Below are 13,913 nucleotides of genomic sequence, written 5' to 3'. Positions count from 1 at the left end.
AAAAACAAGAGGCCTTTCGGGACCTCTTGTTTTACACAAATCTCAGAGCCTGTTGAAGTCTGTTCAAAGTCTTGTTTCTACCGAGAAGAAAGATAACATCAACAAGTTCTGGCCCTTCATCGGCCGCTGTTAGAATATGCCTCAAGGACATGTAGAACCCCTTTCTATCGGGTTTGAATTCGTTGAGAACTGCTCTGATCGTCCCGACTATTTCATCGTTGTTCCATGCATCAAGATACTCTATTCTGTCTTTGAAGGCCTCAAGAGCCCTATAGATTCCCCTATCGATATCACTAGAGGGGTTGAAGGTAGAGATTTCCGGCTCTTCGAAATAAAGATGCATTTTCTCCGGCACTTCCAATAGGGTTTCCACTCCCTTTCGAACGGAGTCAATTGCCCTTCTCAACCACTTCCTATTGGCGATGACTTCTTCTGAAGACATTAGACCTGCTCTCACAATAAACGGAATCGTCAGATCGGTTATCCTATCCACATCGCATTCACGAATGTAGACCCCGTTCATCCATCTTGCCTTGGTCTCATCGAAGATTGCAGCGCTCGTATTCACTCTCTCAATCGAAAAGCTTTCGATTATCTCCTCGTGTCGTAAGATCTCCTTACCATCAGGATGTGACCACCCTAGTAAAGTAAGAAAATTGAAGAAAGATTCTGGCAAAAAGCCTTTCTCTCTGAATTGCTCTACAGATGTATCTCCATGTCTTTTGCTCAACTTCTTTCCATCTGGCCCAAGAATCATCGACAAGTGTGCAAAAGATGGTATTGGTGCTCCAAAAGCTTCATAAAGAGCAAGTTGCCTTAGGGTATTAGATAGATGATCATCTCCTCGTAAAACGTGAGAAATCTCCATAGAAATGTCATCAGCAACTACCGCAAAATTATATATTGGTTGACCGTTGGACCGCATTATCACAAAGTCTCCAATTGCTCCCTCTTTGAAAACAACCTCGCCTTTGATTTTATCGGGAAGCCTGTACTCCTTGCGTGGCATGTTAAAGAAGACAACCGGATTAAGTCCTTTGGCTTCGAACTCCGAAACCCTTTCTGGCGAGTTGAAGACCTCCAGCATCTCTTGAGAATAATGAGGTGCCTTTCCTTTTGAAAGCATTTCATCGTGAAGCGCTTCAATGTCTTCAGGATAAGCATAGACATTGTAGGCTAGCCCCCTTTTAAGGAGATCGAATACCATCTCGCTGTAAACTTCTCCTCTTTCACTTTGTCTATAGGGCCCAAAGGACCCACCCACATCGGGTCCTTCATCCCAGGTGATCCCCAACCACAAAAGTGACTCCATGAGTTGCTCCTCAAATTCCTTTGTGGATCTTGAAACGTCGGTATCTTCAATACGAAGGACGAGCTTGCCGCCGTAATGCTTCGCAAACAGGTAATTGAACAACGCAGTTCTGGCACCACCAACATGAAGGTATCCAGTAGGGCTGGGCGCAAACCTTACTCTAATCATCATCATCACTTTCCCTTCCAGCAAAAGCAAGTAAAATCCCCGAAATACTCTTGCTATCAGTTATTTGTCCGTCAACAATCATTCTGATCGCCTCTCTTGAGTCGATCAGAATCGGCACCACAAACTCTCCTTCATCGGGACAGGGATCCTGAACCCTTTCCACCTCTGCAAGGTAGATATGAATTATCTCATCGGAAAATCCCGGCGAAGTCTCAATCGTAGTCAGTTTGCGTAAGTATCTTGTAACATATCCCGTCTCTTCCAGCAGTTCTCTTCTGGCGCAGTCTTCTGGGTTCTCACCGGCATCAAGCTTTCCGGCAGGTATCTCGAGCATGAACTTCTGAACGGGGAAACGGTATTGCTTCACGAGCAGCAATTTATCATCTACGAATGGAACGACAGCAACGGCACCGGGATGACGAACAACCTCTCTAAATGCCGTAGTACCGTCTTGGATTGAGACGGTGTGTCTTTCAAGATCAAGAATTCTGCCCGAAAAGATTTTCTCCTTTCTTATCGAATGCTCCATCTTACTTCTCCATCTCAAAATGCAGTGGCAGGAGCTCATAGGAAGTAGTTCTCTTGGTTATTCCATCGCCCACTAGAATCACTTCGAAATTGCCAAATTCTGCCATGAACTGTCTGCAGGCCCCGCACGGAGAAGTCGGTTCCTTTCTGTTACTAACTATTGCAATACTCCTGAACTTCCTGTATCCTTGTGAGACAGCCGAGACAATCGCAGATCTTTCGGCACAGATGGAAAGTCCATAAGAACTGTTTTCTACATTGGTTCCAACGAACACTTCGCCTTCCTCAGTAAGCAAGGCCGCACCAACAGGAAACCCTGAATATGGCGAATAGGATCTATCCTTTGCCTCAATAGCTTTCTGAATTAGCATTATCTCCTCTGATTTGTCTTTCATCAACCTTCCTCCTGTCAACAATGAGCCTGATCTTCTCAACTTTATTCTTTCCAGCAGCGAGGATCTCAAAAGTAAAGCCATTAACAATTATCTTCTCTCCGACTTCCGGAAACCTTTCAAGTACTTCCAGAAGATAGCCTCCTATTGTCTCAAACTCAGTATCTGGAAAATGGTGCTCAAGTTCTCTCTCGATATCATTTATTGGTGTCATTCCGTCAACAATGAACTCGCCTTCTCCTAGCCTCTCTATCATAATCTCTTCGGACTCTTCGTCATACTCATCCAGGATCTCACCGGTAAGCTCTTCAATTACATCTTCCATTGTTATTATCCCTGCTGTCCCGCCATACTCATCGATAACTACCGCGAGATGATTCTTCTTCTCTCTGAATTCTCTTAACAGATCATCGACTTTCTTCGTCTCGGGCACGAAATACGGTGCTCTCATAATTTCCTCGACACTAATGCTATGCAGGACATCGTTATCCTTCCTTTCGAGTAAGAAATTTAGCAGATCTTTCGCGTAGCAAACTCCGACAATTCTATCAATGTTTTCTCTGTAAATAGGATAGCGAGAATAGCCTTCCGATTCTACTAATTCCATTAGGTCAATTAGCGGCTTTTCCTCTTCAAGTGCAACGATTTCCACCCTTGGAGTCATAATCTCCTTCACCGAGATGTCCTTCAATTCGAGCGTCCTCTTCATAATCATTCTCTCTTCCGACTGAAGAACCCCTTCTTCATGGCCGGCATCGACGGCCGACCTAATCTCGTCTTCGGTTATGAAGGGAGCAAAATCGGCTTTCTTACCTCCAATGAAGACTATAAAGAAATTCGAGATGCGTAACAGAAGCCACAAAAGAGGTTTCAGAATCATCGTGATTACGGAAATTACCGTTATCATTTTTCTAAAGAGTCTTTCAGAGTTTTCCCTTGCAAAGATCTTCGGAGTGATCTCTCCAAACACAAGTATTAAGAATGTCATAACTCCCGTAACAAGCGCTGCGGCAATGCCTGCGGAGTTGCTCGGAAGGAGCTGCAGTGCAAGCAAGGTTGCGAGTGATGAAGATAGTATGTTGACAACATTGTTCATGACAAGTATAGCCGTAAGAACCGAATTAGGGTTCTCTACGAAATACCTAACAGACTTGCTGAACCGCTTTTCTTTGTCATCCATAAGATCGCGTAGCTTCAATTTGCTCATCGACATGAGAGCCGTTTCAGTTCCAGAGAAGATGCCCGAAAGATAGAGAAGGAAGCCAAGCAGTGCCAGATTCAGTATAAGCGAAACAGGGTCCCCGCTACTAGTAGGGTCTTCCACTTCTTATTTGCACCTCCAAATCAATAATGATACGGTCTGTTGTCAAGAATAGTATGTGCCCTGAAAAGCTGCTCCAAAAGAATTAGAACGGCCATTTCATGCGTAAATGTCATTCTTGACAAGGACAGCTGTTGCCAGCCCTTCGATAGAACCTCTTCACTAAAACCCAAGGGTCCCCCAATGAAGAAAGTCAGGCCGCTTACTCCTATATTTTGCCATTTTTCAAGCATTCGTGCAAACTCTTCCGATGAGCGATGTTCTCCTAGTTCGTCAAGAAGGAGTATCTTGTCGCTCGAGTTGGCTATTTTCAAATACCTCTTGCCTTCTCTCTCTTTGACTATCTCCTTGTTCCTGGAGGTGTTGCCTCCTAGAGGGAGATACTCAATACCAACTTTACCAAAGCTGCTGAGCCATTTTCTATACTGGTCGATACCCTCAACAACAAAACCCGACTTTGGCTTCCCCGTTGCAAAAATCCTGATATTCATCTTACTTTCTTTCCACTCTTGATTACTCCCTTTACGAGATCTCTAGAGAAATTGTAGACGATTTCACTGTAATCCTTCACCTTCAGAAGCAGCAAATCGGCATCGTATCCTTGCTCTACTCTACCCTTTCTACTCTCAAGACGCAAAGCGTATGCGCTATTCACAGTGTAAGCATTTATCGCTTCTTCTACGGAAAGACCACAACGCGAAACCGCCAAGAATATTATTAAGAAAGGGTTATAGATGTTGCAGGAACCGGGATTGAAGTCTGAGGCTAATGCAACTATAGCTCCCCTATCTATCAATTCGCGACCTCGTGCAAAATCCTCATTAAGGAAGAAAGATGTTCCAGGCAGAAGAGTGCAAACTGTATCGCTCTTCGCCAGGAGTTCTAATGTCTCATTGTCTGCGGAGATCAAGTGATCGGCGGAGGTGGCTCCAAGCTCAACCGCTAACCTTCCGCCTCCTGATGATGAAAGTTCATCCGCATGGAGTTTCGTCTTGAATCCCATTTTTTTCGCCTTACTCAAATACTTTCTCGACTGCATTTCGTTGAACACACCCTTCTCGCAGAAAATGTCAACCGTATCGGTGTATTCTCCAAGTTCAGAGAACATGTCTGCCATCGAATCCAGAAATTCCTCTGCAGATCGATACTCCTCTGTCAATGCATGGGCACCCAGAAAAGTGGGAATAATGTCCATTGGGTGAATGGAATTCAATGTCTTAAGAACCTTCAGCTGCTTGAGTTCGTTATCCCTGTCGAGACCGTAACCGCTTTTGCCCTCAATAGTAGTAACTCCAAGAGAAAGCATCGCGTCAAGGTATCCCATTGACTCGGCCACAATTCTGGAAGCAGGAGCGCTTCTTACTTCTCTTACGGTTGACCTGATACCCCCTCCTGCATTCATTATGTCCATATAACTCTTCCCAGAAAGCCGCATTATGAACTCATCACTTCTACTGCCGACAAACGGGATGTGGGTATGACAATCGACAAATCCGGGAATAACCACCAGCTGGCTGCCATCAACATACTCGTTCGCCTTCACAAATTCGCTACCGACATAAGTAATCTTGCCTCCCTCAATTGCAATGTTCACACCGCGTTTGATTTCAAGAGAGGACATTTTCTTGCCCCTTAATGGCCCCAATTCTGGAGGTGAAGCAGTCTGCAAGACGTCGACAATTGCCAAATCAACCAACATCTCTAACTATCCTTGTCTGCAATGAAATCCAGCACCTTCTTCTCAAGAATTGAGGAGCTGGAAAATCTCTCGAGCCTAAGATAATGATCAGCAACATCAACAAGTGCCTGAAGTGGAGTAAGTCCTACTATTTCAGATCCTACAATCGGAACTCCGTACCTTTCAGCTTCCGACCTTATCACTTCGAATACCCTGAATAGAGGAGTCTTTTTGTAATTGGTCATGTTCATCGAGATCTGAACCATATTCCTGTCCTCTAGTCTGAAGCCAAGCGCCTTCACATACCGAAATCCTCCGCTTATATGTCTGATTGACTTCGCGATCTTATTTGCGATCTCGATTTTGTCAGTTCCCAAATTTACGTTGAAAGCGATAAGATACTCTCTACAACCCACCGCCACAACACCTGCAGAAGGATGAATCTCTGAAGGACCAAAATCAGGTTTCCACTGTTCGTCAGCCATCTTCGAAGCAAAGTTTTCGAACTCTCCTTTTCTTATGTTTGAGAGACTTACACGCTCCGAACAAGTCGCGGAGTCTTCATACAGGTAGACTGGAATCTGTAGCTCGTCACCAATTCTCTTTCCCAGTTTCTTGGAGAGTTCCACGCATTCCTCCTTTGTCGTGTTCATAACTGGAACGAGAGGAATAACATCAGTTGCTCCCATCCTCGGATGTTCACCAGAATGGTTTCTTAGATCGATCAGTTCTTTTGCTTTAAGAGTCATATTGAACAGAGCAGTTTCAACTGCTTCGGGTTCACCGGCAATCGTAACGACAGAACGATTGTGATCAGCATCACTTGAATAATCTAAAACCCATACATTCTTTACCTTACTGGACTCTTCGACAATCTGTTCTACCACATCCAGCCTTCTTCCTTCACTGAAATTTGGCACTGATTCAATGAGTCTCATCTGTACCTCCTCAAACAAACTGCTATTCATGTTCTCTATCGTACTCGACCTCTTTACCTGTGTAACTTTGGACAATACCCAACTGTAGCGCGAATATCATCGATGACGATCCACCGTAACTTACAAATGGCAAAGGGATGCCCGTGACTGGCAGAAGCCCCAGATTCATTCCGATATTCTCTACCACGTGAAAGGCAAAAACAGCGAATATCCCGCTAAGAACTATTCTACCAAACTCACTTGTGGTTTTTCTGGTAATCGACCAGATTCTCCATAAGAGCAAAGAATACAACACTATAAGCGAAACGGAGCCTATGAAACCCCATTCCTCCCCCAGAACCGAGAAAATGAAATCTGTGTGATCTGCTGGAACGTATCCAAGTCTGTTCATAGTACCCTGAAGCATTCCGGTACCTTCAAGACCTCCAGAACCAATTGCTCTGATTGCCTGAATAGTATTATAGGCGGCACCTGACGCATATTCTTCTGGATTCAAGAAGCTGAGGAGCCTATCCCTTTGATATGGCTTGAGCCCGAACATAAAGACAACTGGAACAAAGAAAGCAATCAAAGCAGTCATCGCAATCATCAGTTTATCAAATCTCTTGCTGATGAGAGTAACAAAGTACCAGATTACTACAATTATGATCGTCGAACCGAGATCGGGTTCCAGATAAATCAGACCTGCAAAGATGGCGGCAGAGAGAACACCAAGAGAGAAAAGGCCGTATTTGTTTTTCGCTTCCCTAGAATAGATGAACCCCAAGAAAAGTATCAAAGAGAATTTGGCCAGCTCGGATGGCTGAAAACTGGCGATGCCCAGATCTATCCATCTTCTTGAACCTTCTCCAGAACCCAAATAGAGAACTGCGACCAAAGTGACCACGGAAGCAAAAATCAAGACAATAGACATACTCTTCCAAAAGTTTCTCTTAATCACATACGCCGTGAAAACGAAGACAGCACAAGAAAGCAGCACCCAAACCAATTGCCTTCCGAACAGATACTCCTCTCTCTCACCAAAAGTTGCGCTAAACAACACGATGAGGCCAAACACCATTATAGAAATCATGAATATTGGAAGTAAAAACTCTGCTCTTCTCCTCATTATGCTCTCCTCTCGCCCGAAACAATTATATATCTTAATTATTCTACTCGAGATTCTAGATGTTGATTCGCCGACAGTGGTCACGTCGTCTCAGATTGCTTTGCTCTGGAGGTAGGCAAAAATGTATAATCTCATTGTTAGGGTCAATTTTTCAGAAATAGCGAGATATTGAGTATTAGAACCTGAGACAGGCAAATTCGATTTTTGAAGGACGTGAGGTTGATTATGAATGTAAGAGAAATCATTGAATCAAAGGATCAAAGAAAGCTATCCATGGTTTCCGCATACAGTTACTTTGAAGCCAAATTCGCAGAACAGGCCGGTGTTGATTTAATCCTTGTAGGAGACTCCCTCGGAACTATGGTTATGGGCAAAAGAGATACATTATCGGTAACAATGGACGAAATGATCTGGTCTCTTAAATCTGCCCGCAGGGGCTCAAAGCAGGGGTTTATTGTTGCCGATATGCCTTTTGGATCCTATCAATGTTCAAGAGAGAAGGCAGTTGAAAATGTTATTGCCTTTCTAAGGCACGGCGCCAACGCTGTAAAGATTGAGGGAGGTTACGAAACTGCAGACCTGATCAAGTATCTAGTTGATAGAGGATTACCTGTTATGGGACATATTGGAATAACTCCTGAACACGCCAGCTTGGATGGGGAGTACCACATACAGGGAAGAGATGAAAGAAGCATCAAGAGGCTTATTGAATCTGTGAATGATCTCGAAGAAGCAGGCGTCTTTGCGATTCTTCTGGAAATGGTTGTTGAAGACGTTGCCAAGAGGCTGACTGAGGACACGTCAGTACCAACATTCGGCTTGGGTTCAGGGCGTTACTGCAATGGACAGTTTCTTAGATTGCATGATCTTCTCGGCATAAACGACGAGTCGAAACCTAAGTACATAAAGAGATACGCTAACCTGAAAACAGATATCATTGCTGCTCTTTCAAGGTTTGACGAAGAAGTGAAGTCGGGAATGTTCCCCGATGAGGAAAACGCATTTGAGGGTGTTGAAGAGGTTTGAAGAGCGGCGGTTCCAGGCTTGATAATCCCGAAAAGATGAAGTGTTGACATGATGGTAGGAGAGAATGTAGTTTCTTTCTCTGAAATCGATTCGACAAATCGATTCGCTATTGATAACCTAGACAGGCTGCCTTCTGGCTCGGTCATATGGTCACTTTCTCAAACAGAGGGTTATGGTAGACATGGAAGAGCCTGGTATTCAGGTAAAGGTGGATTGTGGTTCTCCGTTGTATTCAAGCCAACGCTAATCAAAGAGCCAAATGAATACACAAAGACCGTCTCTGTTGCTATAGTCGAGACTCTATTGCAGCTGGGCTTTAAGTCTGTCAGAATAAAATGGCCCAACGATATCCTCATTAGCAACAAGAAAGTTGCTGGCGTATTAACTGAAGCTGTCTTCACCGGGAACTCGCTCAATGGTATCGTGGTTGGCATAGGCATAAACGTAAACAACGAGATCCCCGCTGAATTGAACAAGATTGCCACATCTCTTAACTCGGTGAAAGGAACCTACATATCCCTCGAATTGCTTCTTGGCAAGCTCAACAAAAGGATTGAACTTCTGAGGAAGCGATATATCATCAGAGGGAAGAACAAATACTTGACGAGACTTTGGAAGAAACACCTTGCTTTTTCCGAGGGAGACGAAATAACTGTATCCCTACACAAAGAGGAGAAAGTGACAGGTATAATAAAGAGGATCAACCCATCATCGTTACAGATCGAACGAGAAGACGGGGAGATCCTTGATATCAAGTCCGGCGAGCTTATTCTCTAGTTTCCCTAATCACTTCTGAAAGAAATTCTTCTGTGACTCTCACTACAAGAGTCCTATTCGAAAAGCTTACTGAAACGACATCTCCGGGTTTTAGTTCGGAAGATGGTTTCGCCGGAACATTGTTCCTTTCAACATAACCCTTATCAATCGCTTCTTTTGCAATTACTCTTCGCTTTATTATTCCATTAACCTTAAGAAATTTATCCAGGCGCAAATCAAATCTCCTATAAGTATACACTTGACTATCTATCTTCAAAAAGGTATAATTATGTCAACGAGATGTTCTTGCCCCCGCCACTCCGCTAAGTGCAGGGGCTCTTTTTTTACTTGATTACCACAAGGCTTCTGATTACACCCATATCTTCGATGAACTCGCTATTTATAAGCACTCCGCTCTCAATCTCCAATCCCATAAGCCCGGTCAATATGTAGCCTGAATCAATAAAGAGACGCGCAAACCCATCAGAACCTACGAACCCGAGGAGTTTGTTGTATGTTTTCAGTTCCGAGACTACCACTCCATTTTGAAGCTCTTCGTTGGTTCTGATTTGATTCTTCGAAGAAACGTACAACCAACCATCCTGAACCCAAATGTACTGGCCCTCAACAATGAGAACGTCGCCTGAAACCAATACTTGCAGATCGGGATCAGTCTTTTCAATCATAGATCTAGCATCATCTATTGATCCTTTGTACCCTGTCCTAACTACATAAGAATATCCAACTGATTCAGAGTCATCGGAAGCAGCCCCCTGCGTTCCCATAAGGCTTGAGAAGATATCGTCAACCGAGATATTTGCATCGATCATAATCTCGCCTGTCATATCTTTTGAGAAATCTACGAAGCTCACATTACCTATTCTGAGAGCTTCCAACTCTAGAGGAACAAAGCCGAGACCGTCAAATTCAAGTTCCGATAGAAAGGAAAGATCGTTAATCCTTGCAAATCCAGAAACAAGTGGGAGGTGACGAGTAACTTCAAGATCGTCAACAGAGGCTCCTTCTAGAGCAACATGAAACCTCTCTCTGCTTTCTTCAAAAAGAGGAATAGACAATACCTCTGCAATCAATATCCCCTCCTCATTCCAAACAGAGCCCTTCTGAATAGTGCCTCCCATATCCACGTAGAAATAGCCGAAACCCGGCGAGAGATCAGACTTAACCAGAGAGAGGTTGTATCCCTTTCCAACCATCGAATATGCCTCGATGTCGCCAATGTAAAGGTACTCTTGATCCACAGCAACACTCAGTTTGATATCAGAAGGCAGCAACTGTGGAAGCAATTTCTCAATTGCCGTCTTCACAGTTCTGGGGTTTGATATCGGGCCAAGGATTGCTATCACTCGATCTAAGCCCTCTGAATCCACCCATGCGGCCAACCCGAAATCTCCATCGAAAGCCCTAAAAATATCCTTCGGATCAAGACCATTATTATATGCCAGCATCTCAACGTACTGAGCAATCAGCTGTTCTATGGCCAGCTGATTGAGCACCATATCAAATAGAACTGTTTGCTTCGAAACTTTGTAATTATCATTTAAGTGCTCTACTACCAGGACGCTCTGTGACGACACTGGCAGTCTCTCTGCCATGGAATCAACACTAGCTAGTGATAGTGCTCCGACAACAAGTAAAACAAGCACCGTCAACTTCTTCATTTATTCACCTCCAGGATCGTACTCTGATTTTAGACGACTGAACAGCCTGAACTGTTCTTGGTGTGATTCTACCACTAGATAGTTGTGTAGGTGTGACTGCCATCCTCGTTGTGGCTTTTAAACTATGAGTGTAGTAATTGGCAAAAGAAGGTCTTGAGCTAATGATTCTAATTGGTATATAGTATAATAATTGTTGTCAAACGTGATTTGGTGCCGAGACCTAGAAAGAGAGGAGCGTTGCTTGAGGTTTCTGAAGCTTGTCCAAAATGATCTTCTTCTCATTTTCAAGTCAAGAGCTTTTCTTCTGATGCTGGTATTGCTGCCGGTAGTTCTTGCATCAATCTCTTCCATAACTTCCGATACGGGAGGTTACTCAAACTTGAGGATAGGTATTGTAAATGAAGACAGGACATTTGTAGGGCTTTTTTTCGTACAGTACGCTACATCAATGCTTAAAGGCGAAAATATCGTCCAGCTTTCAAGCAGGAGTGAAATCGACTCCGTAATCGATGATCTAGATGGTGTCTTTGTTATTCCAAGGGGATTTGCAAACAATCTCCTTTTTCAGGAACCGTCGGAGCTAATCTTCATTCCCAATCCCGGTTCGATGCAGACTGCGGTTGCAATCTATCAAGTGATGAGCAACGTATTGAGAGAATTCAAAGCTCTCCCCGTTGTTGCAGATCCAGAATTTATGAAAACAGTGGATATCGACCCGAATTATGTGGCACCCTCTCTCTCCGTTGAAGGGATAACTGAGTCAAGACTCAGTTTCTCTTCCCTTCTCTTTCCAATAGTCCTGGTTACGACGATAATGTTTGTTTCAACAGTCGGAGCCGCAACGGGAATCTTCGAGGATCGCAGAAGTGGAGTGATTGACCTTCTACGGCTTTCGAACGTTGGAGCATTAGAGTATACAGGAGCCAAGGTTTTGAGTTTCACGGTTTTTTCCACAATACAGGTTCTGATATTCATAACTGCTGGAAGCCTTTTTGGGCTCCAGATAGCCTCTAATCTCTTTCTCTATATAGCGGTAATTGAGGTATTTATTCTCCTTTTCACATCCATAGGGATTCTGATCGGCACGATTTTCAATTCTGCTAGGAGTGCGCAGCTTACATCTGTTTCTATTGTTACGACCGTGTTAATTCTCAGTGGAATCCTGATACCTCATTCAATGTTCCCCGAATGGCTTGAGATCTTCAGTAAAAACCTTCCCGTAACATCTCTTCTCGTAGCGCTTCAAGGCATCTCGATGCTAGATTTCAGTCTCTCCAAGGTGATTGCTCCTTCCATTCTGAATCTCTCACTGGCAGTTGTAATAGTCCTTCTTGGCGGAATTGTGGTAAGGAGAGAGGACATATCACTAGCAGATTAGATCTTCGTATTGACTGCTGCTGACAAAAGAGTTATAATTGCTTTAGTTGAAATGCTCCCAAAGGGAGAGGGCTTATGTTGCCCTCTATTTTTTATTATGGTGGTGTTGTTTGTGGAGGACCTGAAGAAAGAGTTGCTCGCGCTGGCAAATGAAGTCGCAAACAACCTGGGGTATTCGATCTATGACCTAGGTCTCTCAAGAAGAGGAAAGAAGAGACTGGTGAAAGTCACGATCGATAAGCTGGACAGATATATCTCAATAAGCGACTGTGAATCGTTTTCGGCCGAGTTTGATAGAGCACTTGATTCAGCGGACCTCGTTCCCTTCTCTTATGATCTGGTAGTCGAATCCCCGGGACTTGAACGTGCATTAAGAGATCTTGATGATTATTTCAGATTCACTGGAGAGAAGGCAAAGATTATACTCAAGGAACCCGTTGAAGGGATTTCAGTTGTGATTGGAAAGATTGTCTCGTGCCAAGGTGAAGTTGTTACTGTCGAGAGCTCTGAGAACGGTAAAGAGATAGCATTCCACTTTTCAAATGTTAAGCGTGCTAACCTAAAACTATGATTTGGATGGTGAGGTGTTCATATGAATCTCAATCTCTTGGAAGCCCTTGACCAACTGCAGGACGAAAAGAGTATCGAAAAAGAAGAGGTCATTGATATACTTGAGAAAGCGCTGCAAAGCGCCTACAAGAAGAATTTCGCTTCGGAAAGCGATGTCGATGTGAGAATAGACAGACTTACAGGTGACATTGAGGTTTTCGAAAGACTTGTTGTTGTTGATACAGTAGAGAATCCTTCTTTGGAAGTAACTCTGGAAGAAGCTCTCAAGGTAAATTCTGCCGCTGAGATAGGCACCACAATTGAGAGAAAGTTGAATATCAAGAAGTTCAAGAGAATCGCTGCACAGACAGCTCGGCAGGTGCTAATTCAAAAGATCCGTGAAAAGGAAAAAGAAAACCTGTTCGATAAGTATGTAGATATGAAAGGCACAGCAACCACTTCTGAGATATTGAGAGTCACTTCCGAATGGGTTGACCTTCGAATAGGAAAGTTAGAGACTAGAATTCCCACAAAGGAACTAATTCCTGGAGAACAGCCGAGGCTGAACTCTCTGATGAAGGTCTTTGTTGTGGATGTTGCGAGATCTGCAAGAGGTCCTCGTTTGCTTGTGACGAGACGTACACCTGAATTCGTCATCGAGCTGCTCAGACTTCAGGTTCCAGAGATCGAAAGCGGAGATGTGACAGTCAAAGCAATAGCTCGAGAGGAAGGGGTCCGGTCTAAGGTAGCTGTCTTCAGCGATAATACCAAGGTTGATCCCGTAGGAGCCTGCATAGGGGAAAGCGGTGCAAGAATTGCCGAGGTTCTTCGCGAGATAAAACCCGAAAAGGTCGATATCCTAAGATGGAGCAATGTTCCGGCCGAACTAGTCGGCAATTCGATTGCACCAGCCTCCGCTTTAGAAGTGAAAATTGTGAATGCAGAAACCCACGAGGCGGTGGTTTACGTTTCTCCAACACAATTATCTCTAGCAATTGGAAAAGGCGGACAGAACGCGAGACTTGCCGCAAAACTGACAGGCTGGAAGATCGACATAAAGCCCATAATGTAACTCAGTCTG

General features: G+C 44.0%; 15 protein-coding genes. 5 read left to right on the top strand and 10 right to left on the bottom strand.

Features of this window, described 5'->3' with window-relative positions:
- Positions 1-31: 31 nt before the first annotated feature.
- From gltX to V512_RS11760, 8 genes are read right to left on the bottom strand one after another with little or no spacing between them, the layout of a single operon-like run.
- On the bottom strand, positions 32-1,480 hold the full coding sequence (gene gltX, locus V512_RS11795) for a glutamate--tRNA ligase (protein ID WP_099830696.1): 1,449 nt from the start codon (positions 1,478-1,480) through the stop codon (positions 32-34).
- Positions 1,473-2,009, bottom strand: a complete 537-nt coding sequence (locus V512_RS11790; RefSeq protein ID WP_099830651.1) for an NUDIX hydrolase — start codon at positions 2,007-2,009, stop codon at positions 1,473-1,475. The genes gltX and V512_RS11790 overlap by 8 nt, the downstream gene beginning before the upstream one ends.
- Before the next feature lies 1 nt (position 2,010).
- Positions 2,011-2,403: a cytidine deaminase gene (locus V512_RS11785; RefSeq protein WP_099830650.1), complete on the bottom strand. Its 393-nt coding sequence runs from the start codon at positions 2,401-2,403 to the stop codon at positions 2,011-2,013.
- Positions 2,357-3,724 (bottom strand): hemolysin family protein, encoded by a 1,368-nt coding sequence (locus V512_RS11780; RefSeq protein ID WP_099830649.1) that lies wholly within the window; start codon positions 3,722-3,724, stop codon positions 2,357-2,359. Before V512_RS11780 ends, V512_RS11785 begins: the two co-directional genes overlap by 47 nt.
- A gap of 20 nt (positions 3,725-3,744) precedes the next feature.
- On the bottom strand, positions 3,745-4,212 hold the full coding sequence (locus tag V512_RS11775) for a 23S rRNA (pseudouridine(1915)-N(3))-methyltransferase RlmH (protein WP_099830648.1): 468 nt from the start codon (positions 4,210-4,212) through the stop codon (positions 3,745-3,747).
- Positions 4,209-5,420 (bottom strand): imidazolonepropionase, encoded by a 1,212-nt coding sequence (gene hutI, locus V512_RS11770; protein ID WP_099830647.1) that lies wholly within the window; start codon positions 5,418-5,420, stop codon positions 4,209-4,211. Before hutI ends, V512_RS11775 begins: the two co-directional genes overlap by 4 nt.
- Before the next feature lie 2 nt (positions 5,421-5,422).
- The gene (gene ftcD / locus V512_RS11765; RefSeq protein WP_099830646.1) at positions 5,423-6,337 is read right to left on the bottom strand and encodes a glutamate formimidoyltransferase; all 915 of its coding nucleotides are present in this window, start codon (positions 6,335-6,337) and stop codon (positions 5,423-5,425) included.
- 22 nt (positions 6,338-6,359) lie between these two features.
- Positions 6,360-7,445, bottom strand: coding sequence for an FtsW/RodA/SpoVE family cell cycle protein (locus tag V512_RS11760; RefSeq protein WP_099830645.1), 1,086 nt, complete (start codon positions 7,443-7,445; stop codon positions 6,360-6,362).
- Between the two features lie 225 nt (positions 7,446-7,670).
- Here V512_RS11760 and panB point away from each other — a divergent pair, with 225 nt between their 5' ends.
- Together panB and V512_RS11750 are read left to right on the top strand one after the other, a co-directional pair.
- Entirely contained in the window at positions 7,671-8,471 is an 801-nt protein-coding gene (panB, locus tag V512_RS11755; RefSeq protein WP_099830644.1) for a 3-methyl-2-oxobutanoate hydroxymethyltransferase, read from the top strand.
- Between the two features lie 48 nt (positions 8,472-8,519).
- Entirely contained in the window at positions 8,520-9,248 is a 729-nt protein-coding gene (locus V512_RS11750) for a biotin--[acetyl-CoA-carboxylase] ligase (RefSeq protein ID WP_099830643.1), read from the top strand.
- On the opposite strand, the gene V512_RS11745 is transcribed toward V512_RS11750, so the two are convergent.
- Both V512_RS11745 and V512_RS11740 read right to left on the bottom strand, forming a co-directional pair.
- On the bottom strand, positions 9,238-9,462 hold the full coding sequence (locus tag V512_RS11745; RefSeq protein ID WP_099830642.1) for a S4 domain-containing protein: 225 nt from the start codon (positions 9,460-9,462) through the stop codon (positions 9,238-9,240). The two genes, V512_RS11750 and V512_RS11745, sit on opposite strands and share 11 nt — an antisense overlap.
- A 109-nt stretch (positions 9,463-9,571) precedes the next feature.
- A complete protein-coding gene (locus V512_RS11740; RefSeq protein ID WP_099830641.1) occupies positions 9,572-10,906 on the bottom strand; it encodes a hypothetical protein in 1,335 nt (444 codons plus the stop codon).
- Positions 10,907-11,147: 241 nt separating this feature from the next.
- On the opposite strand from V512_RS11740, the gene V512_RS11735 reads away from it, so the two are divergent.
- From V512_RS11735 to nusA, 3 genes are all read left to right on the top strand, one after another.
- Positions 11,148-12,284: an ABC transporter permease gene (locus V512_RS11735; RefSeq protein WP_099830640.1), complete on the top strand. Its 1,137-nt coding sequence runs from the start codon at positions 11,148-11,150 to the stop codon at positions 12,282-12,284.
- 111 nt (positions 12,285-12,395) lie between these two features.
- On the top strand, positions 12,396-12,854 hold the full coding sequence (locus tag V512_RS11730; RefSeq protein WP_243392414.1) for a ribosome maturation factor RimP: 459 nt from the start codon (positions 12,396-12,398) through the stop codon (positions 12,852-12,854).
- A gap of 21 nt (positions 12,855-12,875) precedes the next feature.
- Positions 12,876-13,904: a transcription termination factor NusA gene (nusA, locus tag V512_RS11725; RefSeq protein ID WP_099830639.1), complete on the top strand. Its 1,029-nt coding sequence runs from the start codon at positions 12,876-12,878 to the stop codon at positions 13,902-13,904.
- Positions 13,905-13,913: the final 9 nt, after the last annotated feature.

The organism is Mesotoga sp. Brook.08.105.5.1 (assembly GCF_002752635.1).
GTDB lineage: Bacteria > Thermotogota > Thermotogae > Petrotogales > Kosmotogaceae > Mesotoga.
This window is presented reverse-complemented; position numbering and strand designations above follow the sequence as displayed.

Bases quoted from the DNA above. Each gene is read 5' to 3' on its own strand.
- V512_RS11740 (WP_099830641.1), bottom strand. From the start codon at position 10,906: ATGAAGAAGTTGACGGTGCTTGTTTTACTTGTTGTCGGAGCACTATCA.
- hutI (WP_099830647.1), bottom strand. From the start codon at position 5,420: ATGTTGGTTGATTTGGCAATTGTCGACGTCTTGCAGACTGCTTCACCT.
- gltX (WP_099830696.1), bottom strand. From the start codon at position 1,480: ATGATTAGAGTAAGGTTTGCGCCCAGCCCTACTGGATACCTTCATGTT.
- V512_RS11790 (WP_099830651.1), bottom strand. From the start codon at position 2,009: ATGGAGCATTCGATAAGAAAGGAGAAAATCTTTTCGGGCAGAATTCTT.
- V512_RS11760 (WP_099830645.1), bottom strand. From the start codon at position 7,445: ATGAGGAGAAGAGCAGAGTTTTTACTTCCAATATTCATGATTTCTATA.
- nusA (WP_099830639.1), top strand. From the start codon at position 12,876: ATGAATCTCAATCTCTTGGAAGCCCTTGACCAACTGCAGGACGAAAAG.
- panB (WP_099830644.1), top strand. From the start codon at position 7,671: ATGAATGTAAGAGAAATCATTGAATCAAAGGATCAAAGAAAGCTATCC.
- ftcD (WP_099830646.1), bottom strand. From the start codon at position 6,337: ATGAGACTCATTGAATCAGTGCCAAATTTCAGTGAAGGAAGAAGGCTG.
- V512_RS11775 (WP_099830648.1), bottom strand. From the start codon at position 4,212: ATGAATATCAGGATTTTTGCAACGGGGAAGCCAAAGTCGGGTTTTGTT.
- V512_RS11750 (WP_099830643.1), top strand. From the start codon at position 8,520: ATGATGGTAGGAGAGAATGTAGTTTCTTTCTCTGAAATCGATTCGACA.
- V512_RS11785 (WP_099830650.1), bottom strand. From the start codon at position 2,403: ATGAAAGACAAATCAGAGGAGATAATGCTAATTCAGAAAGCTATTGAG.